This is a genomic window from Novosphingobium sp. SG754 (assembly GCF_013149315.1).
GTDB classification, from domain to species: domain Bacteria; phylum Pseudomonadota; class Alphaproteobacteria; order Sphingomonadales; family Sphingomonadaceae; genus Novosphingobium; species Novosphingobium capsulatum.
Window position 1 is genome coordinate 78,322 of sequence record NZ_JABGCC010000009.1, and the last position, 18,978, is coordinate 97,299.

19 protein-coding genes are annotated in these 18,978 nt (G+C 66.2%); 11 read left to right on the top strand and 8 right to left on the bottom strand.

Features of this window, described 5'->3' with window-relative positions; translation table 11 throughout:
* Nucleotides 1-62 precede the first annotated feature (62 nt).
* The 3 genes from hflK to FHW97_RS18630 all read left to right on the top strand — a co-directional run bounded on the left by hflK (nucleotide 63) and on the right by FHW97_RS18630 (nucleotide 3,799).
* Nucleotides 63-1,283 (top strand): protease modulator HflK, encoded by a 1,221-nt coding sequence (hflK, locus tag FHW97_RS18620; protein WP_168353053.1) that lies wholly within the window; start codon nucleotides 63-65, stop codon nucleotides 1,281-1,283.
* Nucleotides 1,283-2,125: a protease modulator HflC gene (gene hflC, locus FHW97_RS18625; protein ID WP_168353054.1), complete on the top strand. Its 843-nt coding sequence runs from the start codon at nucleotides 1,283-1,285 to the stop codon at nucleotides 2,123-2,125. The genes hflK and hflC overlap by 1 nt, the downstream gene beginning before the upstream one ends.
* Before the next feature lie 117 nt (nucleotides 2,126-2,242).
* Nucleotides 2,243-3,799, top strand: a complete 1,557-nt coding sequence (locus FHW97_RS18630; protein ID WP_028658191.1) for a Do family serine endopeptidase — start codon at nucleotides 2,243-2,245, stop codon at nucleotides 3,797-3,799.
* Nucleotides 3,800-3,915: 116 nt separating this feature from the next.
* Here the strand turns inward: FHW97_RS18630 and FHW97_RS18635 are convergent, their stop codons facing one another.
* The 3 genes from FHW97_RS18635 to msrB all read right to left on the bottom strand — a co-directional run bounded on the left by FHW97_RS18635 (nucleotide 3,916) and on the right by msrB (nucleotide 7,301).
* Nucleotides 3,916-4,161, bottom strand: coding sequence for a hypothetical protein (locus FHW97_RS18635; RefSeq protein ID WP_022677497.1), 246 nt, complete (start codon nucleotides 4,159-4,161; stop codon nucleotides 3,916-3,918).
* Between the two features lie 109 nt (nucleotides 4,162-4,270).
* Complete coding sequence (locus FHW97_RS18640; protein WP_231627769.1) at nucleotides 4,271-6,430, bottom strand: transglycosylase domain-containing protein; 2,160 nt, start codon at nucleotides 6,428-6,430, stop codon at nucleotides 4,271-4,273.
* 472 nt (nucleotides 6,431-6,902) lie between these two features.
* On the bottom strand, nucleotides 6,903-7,301 hold the full coding sequence (msrB, locus tag FHW97_RS18645; RefSeq protein WP_054132475.1) for a peptide-methionine (R)-S-oxide reductase MsrB: 399 nt from the start codon (nucleotides 7,299-7,301) through the stop codon (nucleotides 6,903-6,905).
* 152 nt (nucleotides 7,302-7,453) lie between these two features.
* Here msrB and FHW97_RS18650 point away from each other — a divergent pair, with 152 nt between their 5' ends.
* The gene (locus FHW97_RS18650) at nucleotides 7,454-7,987 is read left to right on the top strand and encodes a helix-turn-helix domain-containing protein (protein ID WP_062788046.1); all 534 of its coding nucleotides are present in this window, start codon (nucleotides 7,454-7,456) and stop codon (nucleotides 7,985-7,987) included.
* Nucleotides 7,988-8,141: 154 nt separating this feature from the next.
* On the opposite strand, the gene FHW97_RS18655 is transcribed toward FHW97_RS18650, so the two are convergent.
* Complete coding sequence (locus FHW97_RS18655) at nucleotides 8,142-8,510, bottom strand: UrcA family protein (RefSeq protein ID WP_168353056.1); 369 nt, start codon at nucleotides 8,508-8,510, stop codon at nucleotides 8,142-8,144.
* A 374-nt stretch (nucleotides 8,511-8,884) separates the two neighbouring features.
* On the opposite strand from FHW97_RS18655, the gene FHW97_RS18660 reads away from it, so the two are divergent.
* The 3 genes from FHW97_RS18660 (at nucleotide 8,885) to FHW97_RS18670 (ending at nucleotide 10,973) form a co-directional block, all read left to right on the top strand.
* Entirely contained in the window at nucleotides 8,885-9,151 is a 267-nt protein-coding gene (locus FHW97_RS18660; RefSeq protein WP_022675922.1) for a hypothetical protein, read from the top strand.
* A gap of 66 nt (nucleotides 9,152-9,217) precedes the next feature.
* Nucleotides 9,218-10,069 carry a diacylglycerol kinase family protein gene (locus tag FHW97_RS18665; protein ID WP_168353057.1) on the top strand — a complete coding sequence of 284 codons (852 nt, stop codon included), beginning with the start codon at nucleotides 9,218-9,220 and terminating at the stop codon, nucleotides 10,067-10,069.
* Between the two features lie 55 nt (nucleotides 10,070-10,124).
* Nucleotides 10,125-10,973: a metallophosphoesterase gene (locus FHW97_RS18670; protein WP_168353058.1), complete on the top strand. Its 849-nt coding sequence runs from the start codon at nucleotides 10,125-10,127 to the stop codon at nucleotides 10,971-10,973.
* 109 nt (nucleotides 10,974-11,082) lie between these two features.
* Here FHW97_RS18670 and FHW97_RS18675 read toward each other — a convergent pair whose 3' ends face one another.
* The 4 genes from FHW97_RS18675 to secB all read right to left on the bottom strand — a co-directional run bounded on the left by FHW97_RS18675 (nucleotide 11,083) and on the right by secB (nucleotide 15,149).
* On the bottom strand, nucleotides 11,083-11,748 hold the full coding sequence (locus FHW97_RS18675) for a DUF4136 domain-containing protein (RefSeq protein WP_107718117.1): 666 nt from the start codon (nucleotides 11,746-11,748) through the stop codon (nucleotides 11,083-11,085).
* A gap of 212 nt (nucleotides 11,749-11,960) precedes the next feature.
* Nucleotides 11,961-12,977, bottom strand: a complete 1,017-nt coding sequence (trpS, locus tag FHW97_RS18680) for a tryptophan--tRNA ligase (protein WP_168353059.1) — start codon at nucleotides 12,975-12,977, stop codon at nucleotides 11,961-11,963.
* 13 nt (nucleotides 12,978-12,990) lie between these two features.
* Nucleotides 12,991-14,577 (bottom strand): murein biosynthesis integral membrane protein MurJ, encoded by a 1,587-nt coding sequence (gene murJ / locus FHW97_RS18685; protein WP_054132481.1) that lies wholly within the window; start codon nucleotides 14,575-14,577, stop codon nucleotides 12,991-12,993.
* Between the two features lie 44 nt (nucleotides 14,578-14,621).
* Complete coding sequence (gene secB / locus FHW97_RS18690; RefSeq protein ID WP_022675928.1) at nucleotides 14,622-15,149, bottom strand: protein-export chaperone SecB; 528 nt, start codon at nucleotides 15,147-15,149, stop codon at nucleotides 14,622-14,624.
* Between the two features lie 364 nt (nucleotides 15,150-15,513).
* Here secB and FHW97_RS18695 point away from each other — a divergent pair, with 364 nt between their 5' ends.
* The 4 genes from FHW97_RS18695 (at nucleotide 15,514) to FHW97_RS18710 (ending at nucleotide 18,927) form a co-directional block, all read left to right on the top strand.
* The gene (locus tag FHW97_RS18695; protein WP_370526624.1) at nucleotides 15,514-16,200 is read left to right on the top strand and encodes a Tim44/TimA family putative adaptor protein; all 687 of its coding nucleotides are present in this window, start codon (nucleotides 15,514-15,516) and stop codon (nucleotides 16,198-16,200) included.
* Between the two features lie 66 nt (nucleotides 16,201-16,266).
* The gene (locus FHW97_RS18700; protein ID WP_168353098.1) at nucleotides 16,267-17,469 is read left to right on the top strand and encodes an MltA domain-containing protein; all 1,203 of its coding nucleotides are present in this window, start codon (nucleotides 16,267-16,269) and stop codon (nucleotides 17,467-17,469) included.
* Nucleotides 17,466-18,056: a Smr/MutS family protein gene (locus tag FHW97_RS18705; RefSeq protein WP_107718113.1), complete on the top strand. Its 591-nt coding sequence runs from the start codon at nucleotides 17,466-17,468 to the stop codon at nucleotides 18,054-18,056. The genes FHW97_RS18700 and FHW97_RS18705 overlap by 4 nt, the downstream gene beginning before the upstream one ends.
* Nucleotides 18,057-18,441: 385 nt before the next feature.
* On the top strand, nucleotides 18,442-18,927 hold the full coding sequence (locus FHW97_RS18710) for a thermonuclease family protein (RefSeq protein ID WP_168353060.1): 486 nt from the start codon (nucleotides 18,442-18,444) through the stop codon (nucleotides 18,925-18,927).
* Nucleotides 18,928-18,978: the final 51 nt, after the last annotated feature.

Here is an 18,978-nt window from a genome sequence, read left to right on the forward strand (position 1 = left end):
GTCATGACTGCTTTTCGTGGACTGGCCTTGCGCCCACTCGCGCCCTTTTCGGAATCCCGGTCATGACGGACCGCAAAAGCCCATGGGGCGCGGGCAACGAACCCGGCGGCAGCGAGCCCAGCCAGGAACCGGGCGCTGCGGACAGCAACGCCGAACCTGGCTCGCAAGGCGCCAGCAGCGACACGCCCAACGATGACAATGCCAAGCCGGCAAAGGGCACAGGCAGCAAGGCCCCTGGCGGAGATGCCCCACGCAATCCCTGGCTGCCACCAGCCGGAGACCCGCGCCGTCCGCCCAGCATAGAAGACATCTTTCGGGCCCGCGCCGGCAAAGGTGGCGGGAAGAACGGCGGCGGCCGTGGCGGCAATGGCGGCCCGACCGGCCCGCTGCTCGGTGGCCATGGCCCCAACCTGCGCCTGCCGCAGCGGCCCGATGGCAAATCGTGGTGGCCGATCGGCATTGCCGCCGTCGTCCTGCTCTGGCTGGGCGGATCGAGCATGCATCGCCTCGCCCCGCAGGAACAGGGCGTGGTCACCACGTTCGGCTCCTATTCGCGCACGCTTGGCCCTGGCGTCTCGTTCACGCTGCCCTGGCCGATCCAGTCGGTCGATACGCGCGATGTCACCTCGATCCAGCGCGAAACCATTCCCGAAGGCGATGGCGAGCGCCTGATGCTCACCGGTGACCAGAACCTGGTCAACCTCAACTATCTGGTGCGCTGGAACATCAAGGATCTCAAGCTCTACACTTTCCAGCTGGCCGACCCGGACCAGACCGTGCGCGAAGTGGCCGAGGCATCGATGCGCGCCGCCATCGCCGAAGTGAACTTCAATGACGCGATGGGCACCGGCCGCGCCACGATCGAGCAGAGCGTGCGCGACAAGATGCAGCGCGTGCTCGATGCCTATCGCTCCGGGGTCAAGATCCAGGGCGTGGAAATCACCAAGATCGATCCGCCCGCCAAAGTCGTCGATGCGTTCAAGGAAGTGCTGGCCGCGCAGCAGAAGGCGCAGGGCGATGTGAACGAAGCACAAGGCTGGGCGCAAAAGAAGCTGGCCGCCGCCCAGGGCGAAGCTGCCGCGTTCGACAAGGTCTATGAACAGTACAAGCTGGCCCCGGAAGTGACCAAGCGGCGCATGTATTATGAAACGATGGAGCGCGTTCTGGGCCAGACCGACAAGGTGATCGTGGAAGCACCAGGTACGGTGCCCTATCTGCCGCTTCCCGCCTTGCGCCAGTCTCCGCCGCCGCCCGATGACAACCGCCAGGGGGGGCAACGCTGATGCAGCCGTTTATCTCGCTCAACCAGCGCATCATCGCCGGGCTGGTCGCGCTGGCGGTGCTGGTCATGATGTGCGTGATCGCCGTGCCTGAAACCGAACAGGTGGTGATCGTCCGGCTCGGCCAGCCGGTGCGCGTGATCAACCGCTATGCCCCCAATGCCGATTTCGGCCGCACCGGGGCCGGCCTGGTCTGGCGCATTCCGTTCCTCGAACAGGCAGTGCGCATCGATCGTCGCGTGCTCGATGTCGATATGGAACGCCAGCAGGTCACCTCGCTCGATCAGCGCCGGCTGGAAGTGGATGCCTATGCCCGCTTTCGCGTGATCGATCCGATCAAGATGTACGAGACCGCCGGCACGGTCGACCGCGTGGCACAGCAGCTGCAGCCGATCCTCAATTCGGTGCTGCGCCAGGAACTGGGCAAGCGCACCTTTGCCTCGCTGCTCACCCCCGAACGCGGCCAGGCCATGGCCCGCATCCGCGAGGGGCTCGATCGCGAGGCGCGCGAATACGGCGCTCAGGTGATCGACGTGCGGATCAAGCGCGCCGACCTGCCCGATGGTACGCCGCTGGAATCCGCCTTTGCCCGCATGGCCACCGCGCGCGCGCAGGAAGCGGCCACGATTGCCGCCCAAGGGCAAAAGAATGCGCAGATCATTCGCGCCCAGGCCGAAGCGGAAGCAGCCCGTATTTATGCGGCCAGCTTTGGCAAGGATCCTGAATTCTATGACTTTTACCGTGCCATGCAGAGCTATGACTACACTTTCACCCAGAAAGGCAGCAATACCAGCATCATCCTTTCGCCCGACAACCGCTATCTGAAGCGTTTCAAGGGCGACTGATCGGAACCTGTTCCATTCAAAGTCCGTTCATGCGACGAAGCGTGAAACGGCTCCCGGATCGGGCGCGGTTTTCCCTCACGCCGCGTCAAGCAACAAGCGAATAAAGGATCAACCCTCGTGCGATACGCTTATGGAGTGACTACGGCACTGCTTCTCGCCGGCAGCGCGCTCACGCTGGCAACGGGCTTTCCGGCCGGCGCCCAGGTAGCGCAGAATGACAGTTCGCAGATTCAGGCGATCACCCCGCGCCAGGGTGCGCCGTCCAGCTTCGCCGATCTGACGGCCCAGCTCCAGCCCGCCGTGGTCAACATCTCCACGCGCCAGCGGGTCAAGGTCCAGAACAACAACCCCTTTGCCGGCACGCCGTTTGGCGATCTGTTCGGCGGTGGCCAGGGCGGCCAGGGTGGCGGCAGCACGCGCGAGGCGCAGTCGCTCGGTTCGGGCTTCATCATTTCGGCCGATGGCTATGTGGTCACCAACAACCACGTGATCACCGCCGATGGCCAGGGTGAAGTGGAATCCATCTCGGTCACCACGCCCGATGGCACCGAATATCCCGCCAAGCTGGTTGGCAAGGATGCCGCATCCGATCTCGCCGTGCTCAAGATCACCGGCAACAAGCCGTTCCCGTTCGTCAAGTTCGGGGATTCGCGCAAGGCCCGCGTGGGCGACTGGGTCATCGCCATCGGCAACCCGTTTGGCCTGGGCGGCACGGTGACGCAGGGGATCATCTCGGCCGTCTATCGCGCCACCGGCTCGGGCAGCGCCTATGACCGCTATCTCCAGACCGACGCCTCGATCAACCGCGGCAACTCGGGCGGGCCGATGTTCGACATGGCCGGCAACGTGATCGGCATCAACAACGCGATCTATTCGCCCACCGGCGGCAGCGTCGGCATCGGCTTTGCCATTCCCGCCGAAATCGCCGCGCCGATCGTGGAAAAGCTCAAGAACGGCCAGGCGATCGAGCGTGGCTATCTGGGCGTGCGCATCCAGCCGATCAACGATGATCTTGCCGCCTCGCTGGGCCTGCCCAAGAACCGCGGCGAATTCATCCAGTCGGTCGAACCGGGCGCTGGCGCGGCCAAGGCCGGCATCCAGGCGGGCGACGTGGTCACCCGCGTCGATGGCAAGGAAGTCAAGCCCGACCAGACGCTGTCGTTCATCGTTGCCAACACCGCCCCGGGCAAGACCGTGGCGATCGACCTGGTGCGCAACGGCAAGCCGATGACCGTCAATGCCGTGGTCGGCAAGCGCCCGACCGAGGAAGAGCTCGCCAACCAGAGCTTCGACCAGGACCAGCAGGACGACAACGGCCTGGGCGACAACAGCGATGGCCAGCAGCAGCAGAAGCAGGCTCAGGCAACGGGCGCGCTGCAAAAGTCGCTGGGTATCGGTGCCGTGCCGCTGACCCCGCAGATCGCCCGTCAGCTGGGCGTGAGCGAAGACACGCGAGGCGTTGTCGTCACCGGGGTGGACAGCTCGTCTGACGCTGGGGCCAAGGGCCTGCAGCGCCGCGACATCATCCTCTCGGCCAACTATCGCATGCTTGCGACCGTCGCCGATCTGGAAGCCGTGGTGCGCCAGGCCAAGGCCGAAAACCGCGAGGCCGTGCTCCTGCGCGTGCAGCGCGCCGGCCAGCCGGCGATCTATCTGCCGATCCGCCTGCGCTGATCGCCAGGCCGCTTAGGCAAGCATAAAAAGGCCGGCATCCCCACGCGGGATGCCGGCCTTTTTGTTTGTGAAGAGTGGGGCGCACGCAGCGCCCTCACCCTGCCGTCAGCACGCCATCAATAGTTGGCTGCCGGGTCGCTGGCCGGAAAGCTTTCATCCACCACCTGGTCCTGCTTGTCCCACTTCGGCGGATCAGAGCGCATGCCCTCCACCCCGGCCGAACGCACCTTGGCAAAATTGTCGCCCGGCGTTTCGCCATGGGCAAACGCGGCCGGCGCGGCGCTCTCGCCGTCCTTGTTGCGGACGCTGCGATAGATGACGTAGCCCGCCACTGCGGCGGCGGCCCAATGGAATATGCTCATCGCTCAACCTCCATCTGCGGCAGCCAGCAAGGCCGCCGATCATGGGGCACAAACGAACCGGGGCGCGAATGGTTCGCGCCCCGGTGGCATTTTCATGCTGTCACAGGTTTCAATAGCCCTGCCAATCCTGCGCCCGACGATCTGGCGGCGGCTTGGTGGCCGGCGGCCGGGGCACTGCCGGCTGGGCTGGCCTGGGCGTCTGGCGGGTGCGGCCAGTGGCGCGATCGAGCAGATCGTCGCTCGCCGCCGCTGGCGCATTGCGCGGGCCCTGGCGCGCCGGCGCTGCCGGGCCAGTGCCCAGGCCATCCTGGTCCACCGGAATGGCATCGTCGGGCGTGCGGCCCTGCGGCCCGCCGTTGGGAGCGCCGCTCTGGCCACCTTCCAGCCCATCACCCTGCTGGCCGTTGACCGTATTGCCGTTTTCGTCGGTATAGTAATAGTCGTTGGGGTTGTTGAGCATCGCCTCGTCATCGGGCTCCAGCTGCCATTCGGGCAGCTTGAGCTGGTTGTCGAACTGCTCGACCGGGCGCTTGGCCGTGGCCACGCGCATATAGGCGGCAAAGGCGCGCGCCGGCGCGGTCCCGCCCTGCAGGCCGGGGACGGGATGGGCATCGTCGCGGCCCATCCACACGCCCGTGGTGATCCCGCTGGAAAAGCCCAGGAACCAGCCATCCTTGTTGGAACTGGTGGTGCCGGTCTTGCCCGCCACGGGGCGGCCGATCTGCGCCGCGCGGCCCGTGCCGATGTTCACCGCCGTCTGCAACAGATCGGTGATCTCTGCCGCCACGTAATCGGGCACCAGCTGCTGCTGCGCATCGGGACGGTGGCTGTAAAGCACTTCACCGTCGGTGGTGGTCACCTTGCGAATGCCATAGGGCGTTACCAGCCGGCCCTTCGCCTCGACCGAGGCAAAGGCGCGCACCATGTCGATCACGCGCACGTCGCTGGTGCCCAGCACCATCGAAGGCATCGTATTGATCGGCGTGGTAATGCCAAAGCGGCGGGCCATGTTGGCCACGGCGCTGAAGCCCACTTCGTTGCCCAGCTGCGCCGCCACGGTGTTCTTGGAATAGGCAAACGCGGTGCGCACGTCGATCTGCCCGGCGTAGCTGCCGCCCGAATTGCGCGGGCTCCATCCGTCGATCGTCACCGGCTCGTCCACCACGCGGTCTTCAGGGCGATAGCCCCGCTCCAGTGCCGCAAGATAAACGAAAAGTTTCCACGCCGAACCGGGCTGGCGCACGGCATTGGTGGCACGGTTGTAGTTCGAGGTGACATAGTCAGTGCCGCCCACCATCGCCAGGACCGCGCCATCGCGGTCGACGCTGACCATCGCGCCCTGCGCGCCCTTGGGCACTTGCGAGCTGATGGCATCGGTGGCGGCGCGCTGCGCCACGGGATCGAGCGTGGTCCACACTTCGATCGGCTGATCGTTGTCGGGCACCAGCACGTCAAGCTGCGGCAGCACCCAGTCGGTGAAATAGCGGGCCGAATTCTGGCCCTGCTCGGCCGCGAGATGCACGGCCTTGAGATCGACTGCGCCCGCCTGGGCCGGCGTCAGCGTGCCAGCATCGACCATGGTTTCCAGCACCACCTTGGCGCGATCGACCGCGGCCTGGGCGTCTGCCGTCGGGGAATAGTGCGATGGCGCCTTCACCAGGCCAGCGATGATCGCCGCCTCGCCCAGCGAAAGCTGCTCGCCCGAATGGCCGAAGAACTTGCGCGCGGCCGAATCCACGCCATAGGCGCCGCCGCCGAAATAGACCTTGTTGAGATAGAGTTCGAGGATTTGGTCCTTGGAAAACTTGCTTTCCAGGGCCAGCGACAGGATCGCCTCGCGAATCTTGCGGTCGAACGTGCGGCTGTTGTTGAGGAAGATATTGCGCGCCAGCTGCTGCGTGATGGTGGAGCCACCTTGGCGCCAGTGCCCGCTTTGCGCGCGCACCATCAAAGAGCGGACGATGCCCACCGGGTCCACGCCCCAGTGTTCACGGAACCGGCGGTCTTCCACCGAAACCAGCGCATCCTTCATCGGCTGGGGGATGCGATTATAGGGAATCCACTTGCCGTAGCTGGGCCCGAGCGTGACGATTTCCGAACCGTCGTTGGCCCGCACCACGATCATCTGGCCGGCCTGGCTGGACTTGAGCTTGTCATAGCTGGGCAGCGAACGGGCGGTGACCAGCACCGCGCCGGTAATGCCCAGCGCAACCAGCAGCGCCAGGCCCGTGCCCCACACCAGCAGGCGGCGCAGCCATCGTCCGATCATGGAAGGTGCGCGGCTGCGCTGCGCGGGGTCATCGCCGTCTTGTCCGCGGCGCGGAACGTCCCGTCTGGCCATTAGTGGTTACCGGTTTCCTCGAAGGCGCAGGAGCGCGCCGTGATTGCGAGCCAAGGGCCGCCCTTGCACGGGCGATCCGTAACGCAGGGTTAATGAAACAGGCAACCCGGCGCCTTGGCTCGATCCCTAGGCGGCGTGGACAGATTCCGCAATGCCACGGTTGCCCTGCAAGAGACCCTAGCGAGGCGTGAGGCCGCAGGAAGAGTGGGCCTCTTTCAAGGCGGAGCAACGCTGCCAGGGCCTCTTGCAGGGCAACCCCTTCGGGGCTGGACCAAAAACCGCCATTTCCGCGTCGGCTCGTCGCGCAATATTCCCGATATTACGCTTCCTCGCCTCCTTGAACTGGCGGTTTTTGCTTCCAGCCGTGGCACTGCGGAATCTGTCCACGCCGCCTTGCGCATCATTCTTCCGGCGTGAAGTCGAGCGCGGCAGAGTTCATGCAATAGCGCAGCCCGGTGGGCGCCGGGCCATCGGGAAACACGTGGCCCAGATGCCCTTCGCAGCGGGCGCAGCGCACCTCGGTGCGAATCATCCCGTGCGAGGTGTCGCGCAGTTCTTCAACCGAGGTTTCGTCAACCGGGTGAGTAAAGCTGGGCCAACCGCAGCCGCTGTCAAACTTGGTGGCAGAGGTGAACAGCGGTTGCCCGCAGCCCGCGCAGGTATAGTCGCCCCGCGCCTTGTTCTTGTCGTACTTGCCGGTGAACGCGCGCTCGGTCCCGGCCTGGCGCAGGACGTGATACTGCTCCGGGCTCAGGCGTTCGCGCCATTCCGCCTCGGTCAGGTTCAGCTTGTCGGTCATGGATGGGATCTCCTTTACCGCGCAATATGGGGTGCGGGCGGGGGCGGAACAACCGGATGGCGCGCGTTCTGGGGCGTCCTCTGTCGCGTTGTGCCACTTCCTGTCGCACATCGCTTAAATTCCGCCACATTATGCGCTATGACCGATGCGTGATGGAAAAATTGCAAGAGCCTCTGGCCGATATTGCCCAGTGCAGCCTCCCCGTGGCGTTGGAGGTGATGGGCGAGCGCTGGTCCTTCATGATCCTGCGGGCCGCATTCACCGGCATCTCGCATTTCGAGGAATTTCTCTCGCAACTGGGCATTGCCCGCAACATCCTGTCCAACCGCCTGTCGCGGCTGGTCGATCATGGCATTCTCGCCCGCATTCCCTGCTGCGACGATCGCCGGCGCGTGGAATATCGGTTGACGCCCAAGGGCTTTGACCTGCTGCCGGCGATGCTGGCGCTGCGCCAGTGGGGGGAAAAGTGGGGCGCGGGCATTTCCTGCAACCCGGTGCTGTGTGATGCCCGCGATGGCCAGCCGATCGCGCCGATCGTGCTGCGCGCGCATGATGGCCGCCCGCTTGGCCCGGCAGATCTTGCCTGGCGCCGGCGGGAAGAAATCGATGCGCCGGCACGGGCCGAAAACGCCGATCATGATCGTGGGGAACAAGCGCCGGCCGCAAAGTCCAAGGAACGGGCCTGACAGTATTCGGGGCAGGATCGCCGGTGGAAACGGCGACCCTGCCCCGCCAACCGCACGGGGGACTGCGCGTGCGGCAAGCTCTTGTCTGGACGTTGTTTGATGAATGGAGCCAAAACGGTTTCGTTCGCGCAAATTCATGGATGCGGCGAACTGCTCAGCGCGCGGCGAGAACCTGCTCGCGGGCCAGCGCAACCTGAACCTTGCCCTGGCGCGTCGCCACGCTGAAGCAATTGCGCTGGTCCTGCGCCTGGTCGAGCGTGACCTTGCCGATACCGATGCCGCAGGCCTGGCGCGCGGCAGCGCGCACCCGGCGATCGGCCACGGCGCGGCCCTGCACGGTCATCAGGTTAAGGTCGGACAGCTTCACCGGCACGCGAGTCACGGTCATGCCCATGTCGGCGTTCGACTCGGCCGATACGGCGGCGGTGGTCTGTGCGGCGGCAGGCATGCTGCCCAGCGACAGGGCGCCCAGCGCGGCAAGCGAGAGAGCGAGGGGGCGGAAGGCAGTGGTGGTGGCAAACATGGGTCGATTCCTTTTGTGTGGTGGAACAAAAGCGCGGATCGAATGGATCAGTCGGGTTTCTATGGCATCCCGCAGGGCGTCTGTTGGCCCGTTGGGCTGTCTGTCTTGCGGTATGTCAGTGGTTTAACCCAGTCCTGCCGCCCCGGCGCGCCCTGCTCGACCAGGCACGGCCCCATCCCGACCAGCGCCGCTCGTCCCCGACGAACCGCCATGCAGCACCGGCCAACGACACGGCCGTTCCGCCCTTGGGCCGACCAACGCCTTGACCGCGCGGGCCGGCGGACGGCGATGCCGGCTCGATTCGTCTGAACCTACGTGTCACTGCGCAGCAAAGCCTTTGCCCCGCGGCAAGAAAGGCGCACTATCGCGGCGCAATGGCAGTGGCCGTCATCTTTGTCCTGGGCATCGTCAACTTCGCGCTCAACCGCGCGGTGATGGCCAGCAACCATCCGCTGCTGCGCCAGATGCCGCCGCTGCTCAAGACAATGAACCAGCGCTTTTCGCTGCTGATCGAGTTCCTCATGCTGGTGGCGGGCATGCTGCTCGCCGCGCAGGGCTGGGCCTGGGGCGCGATCGGCTATGGCCTCTACAGCATGATGAACGGCTTTTCCGCCTGGATGATCTTGTCGGGCCGAGTCTGACCATAAGGCCATGGCGGGGAACCGCGCGGTGCCCGGCGCATTGGCCGGGGGGAGGACCCTTTGCTCATGACCACCATTCCGCTCTGGCTTGTCGTCAATCCGGCGAGCGGCAGCAATTCCGAAGCTGCCGTTGCCGCACTCACCGCTGCCCTGGCCGAAGGCGGCCACGCGCCCTCGCGCGTGCTGCGTATCCCGGCCGACGATCTGCCCACCCGCGCCACGCTGGAGGCGGCCAATGTCGCCACGCTGGCGATCTTCACCGGCGATGGCACGGTCAATGCCCAGGTTGCGCGTCTGCACGGCTGGTCGGGGCGAGTACTGATCCTGCCGGGCGGCACGCAGAATCTCCTGGCCAAGTCCCTGCATGGCGATGTCGATGCCCCCACGATCGCGGCGCGGCTGGGCCGGGGTGAACTCCATGCGATGCGCCGCCACGCGGTCGAAACATCGGCCGGCCATGCCTTGGTCGAAGTTCTTGCCGGCCCCGGCGCCACCTGGGCCGATGTGCGCGAGGGTGTGCGCGACATGGACCTGTCAAGCATCGCCAGCGCCCTGGGCGAAGCCGTGCGCAGCACCGCCGGCGGCGCCGCCGTGCGTGTGGAGGAACCCACCCTGGGCAAACCCGAAGGCTATCGCGCCGTGCGCATCGACGCCGACGATGGCACACTCACGCTCGATGGCTATGACGCGCAGGATTGGGCTGATCTCGCCGCCCATGGCGTGTCGATGCTGGTCAAGCGCGATTTCCGTCAGGGTCCGCATGAAGAACTGGGCCAGGCCGATGCCGTAACCTGCGCCAGCGACGAACCCATCGCGCTGATGATCGATGGCGAACGCCGCGATGGCGCGCAGCGCGAAACCTTCCGCTGCGTCACCCTGCCGGTCGAATTCCTCGCCAGCGCGGCCGCGACCTCTTGACCGGGCAGCGCCGCGCGGGAAAAGCCGGCCGGCAGCCCCAAGGAACCCGCCCGGCATGACGCGCATCTTTCATATCAGCGATATCCACTTCGGCCTGGAAGACCCGCGGGCTTTGGCCTGGCTGGTCGATTGCGTGGCGCAGGAACGGCCCGATGCCGTGGCCATTACCGGCGACCTGACGATGCGCGCCCGGCATCGCGAGTTCGCCGCAGCCTGCGAATGGATTCGCGCGCTCGACGTGCCCGTGACAGTCGAAGTGGGCAACCACGACCTGCCCTATTTCAATCCGATCGAGCGTTTCTTCGATCCCTACCGCCGCTTTCGCGCCATCGAACACGTGCTGGAACGGCCACTCAACTTGCCCGGCGTGGCGATCGTCCCGCTCAAGACCACCGCACGCGCGCAGTGGCGCTTCAACTGGTCCAAGGGCCACGTCGGCAACCATGCCCTGGCCGATTGCCTGGCGCGCATCGATGCACTGCCGGCCGGCACGCGGGCGATCGTGGCGTGCCACCACCCACTGGTAGAAGCCGGCACACGCGGCAAAGCGCTGACCCGCAATGGTAACAAGGCCCTGGCCGAACTTGCCCGCCGCCAGGTGATGGCGGTGCTTTCGGGCCATGTCCACGACGCGTTCGACCTGATCCGGCCCACCCCGCATGGCCCAGTGCGCATGATCGGGGCGGGCACGCTCTCGCTGCGCACCCGCTCCACCCCGCCCAGCTTCAACGATCTCGTCCTGCGCAACGGCGATATCGAGGTGACCGTCCGCAACCTCGAAGCGGTGCCCACCCCCGCCATGCAGATCGAAGACGTCCCCGAAAACGCGCTCCCCCCGCGCGAACCGGGCGAACCCGTCGCGCCGATCGCCGCCATCCCGCCGGTCGATCCGCCGGTGCATTGAACCGGCAGGAACGCGCCGGCGCCGCATAAGCAAAAACCCCGCGCCTTTGCCGGCACGGGGTCTTCGCTGGGCATCACGCCGGCCAGTTACACCAGCCGGCGATCACGCCTTACTTCTTCTTTTCGGGCGCCACCGAGATGCGCACGGTTTCCCCGTTGTGACCGGGGAAATCGGTGAACATCGCGTCCACCAGGTTGGGCACCAGATAGGGCAGGCGGTTGGAAGAGGAGGCCGCCTGGGCCTTGCCTTCGAACAAGCGCTTGCCGTCGCTGCGGCGCTCGATCTTCATGTCGATGCCGCTGGTATAGACGGTGACCACATCAACGCCACCAAAGCCCGGGCCCCACAGCGGATCATACCAGCCATAGCCCCAGCCGCGCCGGCCCCAGAAACCGCCATAGGGGCGGCCATAGAAGCCGGGGCCATACCACGGACCCCAGAACGGGTCATAGGCGCCGGTCGAGCGTACATGCTCGCGGCCCTGGTCCACGCCATAGCCGAACTTGACCACCAGGTCAGAGGTCTGCGGATCTCCCGGGACATAGCCGAGGCTGGCCATCTTGGCGGCCACCAGGCCGGCATACTGCGAAAATTCGAGACCACCCTGGTCGCGCGGATCTTCCGCCACCACGGCAAAGGTCTGCCCGGCCGGGGCCGGCAGTTCGCGCTGGAAGCGGGAAACCTTGGCGTCGAAATTGGTGGCGCAACCCGACAAGGCCAGAAGAAGGGGAGCAGCCAGCAAGGCAAGTTTGCCGGCCCGAAGCATCTTGGTCATTACTATCGACTCCTTATGCGCACCGGTGTCCCCAATCCCCGGCGCCGGTCGTGTGTTAGCACGACGAAATGATGCCTGCGAGGGGCTGAATGGAGCTTGAATAATAACGCACAGGGCGGTGAAATGCTCCGAAATCCAGGGAGATGAACGAAAGGGCGCCCCTCGTGAGAGAAGCGCCCTGTTCATCTGGCAGCCTTGGGCCGCGTGGTGGTTCAGCGCACCAGGCCGAGCGCGGCATAGGCCGCGTCGAGCGTCGGCACCGCCAGGCTGCGCGCCTTTTCCGCGCCGCGCGCCAGGATCGCGTCGAGCGCGGCGCGGTCTTCGCGCAGCGTGCGATAGCGTTCGGCCATCGGCGCCAGCTTGCTTACCAGCAGTTCGCCCAGCGCCGGCTTGAACTGGCCAAAGCCCTGGCCGCCGAACTGCGCCAGCACGCCCGCCACATCGGTGCCGGCCATCGTGGCATAGATGCCCACCAGGTTGCGCGCCTCGGCCCGGCCTTCCAGCCCGGCCGCCTCGCTCGGCAGCGGCTCGGGATCGGTCTTGGCCTTCTTCACCTTCTGCATGATGGTGTCGGCATCATCGACCAGGTTGATCCGGCTCATGTCCGAAGGATCGGACTTGCTCATCTTGGCCGTGCCATCGCGCAGGCTCATGATCCGCGCCGCTTCGGGCGGGATGATCGGATCGGGCAGCGTGAAGACGGGCGCGTCTTCGCTGGCGAAGTCGTTGTTGAACTTCTGCGCGATGTCGCGCGCCAGTTCCAGGTGCTGCTTCTGGTCTTCGCCCACCGGCACGTGGGTGGCCTGGTACAACAGCACGTCAGCCGCCTGGAGCACAGGATAGGTGAACAGCGCCACCGAGGCACCTTCGCGGTTCTTGCCCGCCTTGTCCTTCCACTGCGTCATGCGGTTGAGCCAGCCCATCCGCGCCGTGCCATTGAGCAGCCATTGCAGTTCGGCATGGGCCGGCACCTGCGCCTGGTTGAACAGGATCGAGCGATCCGGATCGATCCCGCACGATACCAGGGCCGCCACCATTTCGCGCGTGTTGGCACCCAGCTGGGCCGGTTCGTGCGGCATGGAAATGGCGTGCAGATCGGCCAGGAAATAGAGGCAGGTCGCGCCCTTGGCGGTCCATTCGTCCTGCATCGCCACCCAGTTGCGAATCGCACCCAGGTAGTTGCCGAGGTGAAGATTGCCGGTGGGCTGAATGCCGGAAACGATACGCATGGAACGTCTTGCCTTACGATTTGTTGGCGGGTGCCGCGCGACGGCGGCGGGTGAGCAGCGCGAGGTCTTCGCGCGTGAACGCCCCCAGAACGAGGGTGGCGAGGCCATAGACGACCATGCCGGCCATGACCAGCACGGCCAGCGCGCCGATGCGCAAGGCCCAGGTGCCATGCACATACGGCATCAGCACGCCCTGCCCGGCCCACAGCACCAGCCCCATGGCCAGGGCGGCCAGCGCCAGGCGCGGCGCGCGGCGGCGCAGTTGCGCATCAGGGGTGAAATGCCCCCGCTTGCGCAGCGTATGATAAAGCATGCCGACATTGACGGTCGAGGCGATCGCGGTGGCCAGCGGTGGCCCCATGTGCTGCAACGGCACGATCAGCACCAGGTTGCCCACCAGGTTCACCACCATCGAGATCGTGGCATAACGCACCGGCGTCTTGGTGTCGTGCCGCGCATAGAAGCCCGGGGTCAGCACTTTAACCAGGATATAGCTGGGCAGGCCGATCGAAAAGGCAGCCAGGGCCTGCGCGGTAAAGTGGGTATCGGCGGCGGTATAGCGGCCATAGCCGAACAGCGCGGCGGCGATCGGTTCGCCGCACAGCACCAGCGCCATGGTCGCCGGCAGCGTCAGCAGCAGGGCCAGTTCCATGCCGCGGTTCTGGGTTTCCTGCGCCGCGGCGTCCTCGCCCGCGCCGAGTTGGCGCGAGATCGTCGGCAACAGCACCGTGCCCAAGCCAATTCCGATCAGCCCGAGTGGCAACTGGTTCAGCCGATCGGCCATGTAGATATAGGTCACGCTGCCATGCGCCAGCAGCTTGGCCGCCAGCGCGGTGGAAATGACCAGGTTGATCTGCACCGCCCCGGCCCCGGCCGCAGCCGGCCAGATCAGCGCGAGGAAGGCCTTCACGTCAGGGTTCAGACGCGGTCGGCGCAAACGCAGGCTGATCCCATTTTGCCGGCACGACCAGTAGAGCCAGGCGAGTTGCAATGCGCCCGAAACCGACACTGCAATCGCCTGGTTGCGCGCGGTCAGTAGCGGATCGCTATTGTGGAACCCGAACAGCGCCACGATCTGAGTGATGTTGAGCAGGATCGGCGCGGCCGCGTTGACCCAGAACTTGTGCAGCGAATTGAGAATCCCGCCCAGCAGCGAAACCAGGCTGATCAGCATGAGATAGGGAATCGTCAGCCGCGAGAGCGACACGGCAAAGGCGAACTGTTCGGACGAAACGCCGTTGAACCCGCCAGACAGCAGCAGCGTGACTGGCCATGCCAGCACTTCCAGTGCCACGGTCATCAAGATCAGAACCGGCAGCAGAACCGCCAGCGCTTCTTCGGCAAAGCGCAGCCCATCGGGCAGCCCTTGGCCGGCAGGATCGCCCACCTTCTTGTTGAACATCGGGATGAACGCCGAGGAGAATGCCCCTTCGGCAAACAGCGCCCGAAACAGATTGGGCAGGCGAAACGCAATAAGGAACGCGTCAGAGGCAAAGCCCGCGCCGACAAAGCGGGCAAACAGGCTGTCGCGCACCAGGCCAAGCACGCGGCTGGCCAGGGTAAGCCCGCCGATCGTGCCGGTCGCCTTGAGGAGGTTCATGCGGTGTCCTTCAGGCGACCGGTGCGACTCGGGCGATCAGCGAATCAGGCGTGGCCGGCCGGTTCGGCGGTCGCCGTGGCCTGGGCCTGCGCCAGTTGCGCCATGTAGAGGCCATTGAAGTCGATCGGATCGAGCAGCAGCGGCGGGTAGCCAGCGTCGCGCACGGCATCGGCCACGATGCGGCGGGCAAACGGGAAGACCAGGCGCGGGCCTTCGGCGAACAGGAACGGGTGGGCCTGTTCGTCGGTCACGTTGCGCATGCCGATCAGCGCGCCATAGGCCAGCTCGATGATGAAGGCGGTGCCCTGCGCACCCTTCGACGTCACGTTGATCTTGAGTTCGATCTCGTGAACTTCGGGCGCCAGGGCGCGGGCGGCGATGTTGAAATCGACATGGATTTCGGGCGCCTCGGTCCACTGATAGCTTTCCGGCGCATTGGGATTCTCGACAGAGAGATCCTTGATATACTGGGAAATCAGCCCGATCGCCGGCGAGTTGTCTTCGCCGTTTGAAACCACGCCTTCGGCGCCATCGAGGGAGAGATTGCTGATGATGTTGCCTTCGTCGGCCATGGTCGCATGCTTTCGTTCGGATGGGGCGCAGGGAATGCGCCGGGTAAACGTGCCCGGCGCCTAGCATTGTGCGCAACGCCCGGCAACAGACTGCGTCTGGCGCGCCAGTCACTCTCTGCCAGCCCTCATTGCACCAAAGGACGGGAACCAACTGCGCGCCTGCGCGATTGCAGCGATCAGGCGGCGCACGGGCGCGATCCGGGCGACTTCGTCGGTGGGCAACGTCACAACGCGGGAATCCGCCATTGTGCCGTCCACGCGTTGTTCATTTGTAATTCGTACCTATTTGATGCACGATCAACCGGTGGCCGGCCGCGCTGCGCAAAACGTGGATCGGCATTCCAAGGCTACCTTTGCGGGACATGTGCGTGTGATTGTTGAGATCGTCATTGTGGCCATGATCGCGGCCTTCCTGGGCCTGAGGCTCTATTCGGTTCTGGGCCGTCGCCCCGAACAGAACGAGGAGCCCGTCCGCCGCCGCATCGAACAACCCGATCCGCAAGGCGCTGCCCGCCCGATGGCGCCGCGCCTGCCCGAAGCCATGGCAACGCCGGCCAACCGCCTGGCGCCCCCGGTGCCCGAGACGCGCGATTTCGATGCCGATGCCGAACCTGGCATCCGCGCCATCATCGCGGCCGATCGCCGGTTTGACGTGGGCCTGTTCATGGCTGGCGCCAAGAGCGCCTATGGCATGGTGCTAGAGGCGTTCTGGCGCGGAAATCGCTCGGAACTCAAGGCGCTGTGCGATGGCGATGTCTTTGCCGGCTTTGCCGACGCGCTCGACGCCCGCGAAGCTGCTGGTGAAACGCTCGACGCGCGCCTGATCCGTATCGAGGAAGCCCGCATCGTCGGCGCCGAACTCGCCGGCTCCACGGCGCGAGTCACCGTGCGCTTCATCGCCGATATCGCCACCGTCACGCGCAATGCCCAGGGACAGGTTGTTGCCGGTTCGCTCAACGATGCGATCGAAAGCCGCGACCTGTGGACGTTCTCGCGCGATCTTACCTCGCGTGATCCCGATTGGCTGCTCGACGAAACCGATGAAGCCTAAGGCATACGTGGGCTGACCGGCTTGGGCACTGATCCCGTGGCCTGCGCCGGTCGCCGCCTCTCCCGAATTTCGCTTGCGCAAAGGGCCGGTCTTGCACTGGCCCTTTCGCTGCTGGCCGCCTGCGTTCCCACCGCGACGCCGCCAGCGCGCCAGCCTGGTCCACCGCGCACGCCCTCGGGCACTGCCGCTGCGCCGCTCGCCACGGCCGTCAGCGCCGGCTTGGCGCGCGGGCCAGCACCGTCCGCGCTGGGCCTTGCCCCGGGCAATGCCGGTGCGGCGCTCAACGCGTTCATCACGTCGTGCCCTGGCCTGACCCGGCGCAGCGACAGCAGCGGCCTGACCCAGCCAACCGATTGGGCCCTTGCCTGCGCGGCCGCGCGCACATGGCCGCGCGACAATGCCACCGCCTTCTTCGACGGCTATTTCGAAACCGCCCGCGTCGGCGATGGTGGTACTTTCGTCACCGGCTATTACGAGCCCGAGATCGCTGGTGTGCGCACGCACCAGCCCGGCTTCGACGTGCCGGTCTATGGCGTGCCGGCCGATCTGGTGCGCGCCCGGCCGGGCGATGCCCCGCCACTGCCCGATGGGCGCCAGCCACTCGGCCGCTATGACGAAACCGGGCAGTTCGTGCCCTATTTCGATCGCGGCCAGATCGAGGATGGTGCCCTCGCCGGCAAGGGCCTGGAAATCGCCTGGGCGGCCGATCCGGCAGAGCTGTTCTTCCTGCAGGTGCAAGGGTCCGGCCGCCTGCGCGCGCCCGATGGCAGCGTCATTCGCCTGGGCTATGGCGCCATCAACGGCTGGGACTACACCGGCATCGGCACGGTCATGGCCCAGCAGGGCCTGATCGGCACCGGCCCCGGCCAGTATCCCGGATCGATGCAGGGCATCCTGCGCTATATCCACGATCACCCGGTGGAAGGCGATGCGCTGATGCGGCAGAACCGCAGCTACGTGTTCTTCCGCGAAAACACCCAGCCCGGCGCAATCGGCGCGATGGGCGTGCCGGTCAGCCCGCGCACCACCGTGGCGGCCGATCCGGCTTTCGTGCCGCTGGGCGCCCCCGTCTGGCTCCAGGTTGATCGCCCGCAGGTCAGCGGGTTGTGGGTGGCGCAGGATACCGGCGGCGCCATCAAGGGGCCCAACCGCTTCGACAGCTTCTGGGGGGCCGGCGCCGATGCCCGCCTAACCGCCGGCGGTATGAGCGCACATGGCCAGGCCCTGGTCCTGCTGCCCAAGGGCACGCTGGCCCGGCTCGGTCGATGAGGCGCGGCCCGCGCGGCCTGAGTGCCGATGAACTCGTGCTGTGGCGCAAGGTGGCCGATACCGTCACCCCGCTGCATCCTCCGGCACGCCGTGCGGCGGGGCCAACGCCTGTCGCAGCCCTGCCCGCCGCGAACGAGCCAGCCAGCCCACCGCCGCGCAAGCTCAAGGGCCGCGTGCCACCGCCGCGCCCCGCTCCGCCAGCACCAGCGCAGCCCGCGCGTCCGCTCCACGCCAATGGCCAGGGGCTCGACGCCAGTTGGGACCGCAAGCTGGCGCGTGGCACGATTTCGCCCGATGTCTCGATCGATCTCCACGGCCTCAACCTCGACCTGGCGCACGGCCGCCTGCTCGCCAGCCTGGCGCAGGCCCTGGCGATCGGCGCGCGGGTGATCCTGCTGGTGACCGGCAAGCCACGCCCCCATGGCGATCATGACCTGCGCGGTGAACGGCGCGGCGCGATTCGCGCCAAGCTGCTCGATTGGCTGGCGGCCAGCCCCTATGCCGATCGCATCGCCGCGGTGCGCCCGGCCCAGCCCCGTCACGGTGGCGCCGGCGCCGTCTATATCGTGCTGCGCCGCCCGCGCTGATCGCGGCAAGCCTACGCGCTAGTCCTAAGCGCGGGTGCGAATTGCCGCCGCGTCTGCTGCAAGGGACAACCATAAGGCTCCGCGCGTTCCCCAAGCGCACCCCATTGCCCGTCGCCAACGGACGCGCGGAGTACCTTTTCCCACATCACCGCCATCGCAGCGCCGGCTGAGCCGCGCAGCGCAACCCGTCCGCACCAATTGTGCGGCTGGCCAAAAGCGCGCAGGGCGCAGCCTCAACATTCTTCCATTTTGGAGCAATTGTGTTAACGCGGCCTAGCGCCCTGTTGCGGCGCACAAATCAAGGCTCCGTAACCTCGCTAAGCACTAGTACTTTAAGTAGTATTTGCGCTTCGTTACGGCACAACAAACGGGTCATGCTCCCCCCATGAAACGCTCTTCCGCACGCCGTGCCATCGCCTTTTCCGCCATTCTGGTCGTGCTCGGCGGCGGTCCACTGGCCCTGGCCTCGCCCACGCCCTTTGCCATGCCGCCCGAAGCGGCGATGCCCCGCGTGGACCAAGAGGCCGGCCATTTTGCCGCCTGCGGCAGCGACCGCCGGGTAACCTGCGTCGTCGATGGCGACACGTTCTGGTATCAGGGCACCAAGATCCGCATTGCCGATATCAACGCCCCGGAAGTCAGCCACCCCGGCTGCGCTGAAGAAGCGGACCTGGGCGCAAAGGCTACCGAGCGGCTGACCGAACTGCTCAATGCCGGGCATTTCTCGCTGGTTACCCAGGGGCGGCCGGTAGACCGCTATGGCCGCGCGCTGCGCGTGGTGGTGCGCAAGGGGCAAAGCCTGGGTGCCCGGCTCGAGGCAGAGGGCCTGGCCGAACACTGGCAGGGCCGGCGCGGAAATTGGTGCAGATGAAACCAGGCGCCTTCCCGTTGTAATGGCAAGCGGCTATGGGCGGGCATCTCC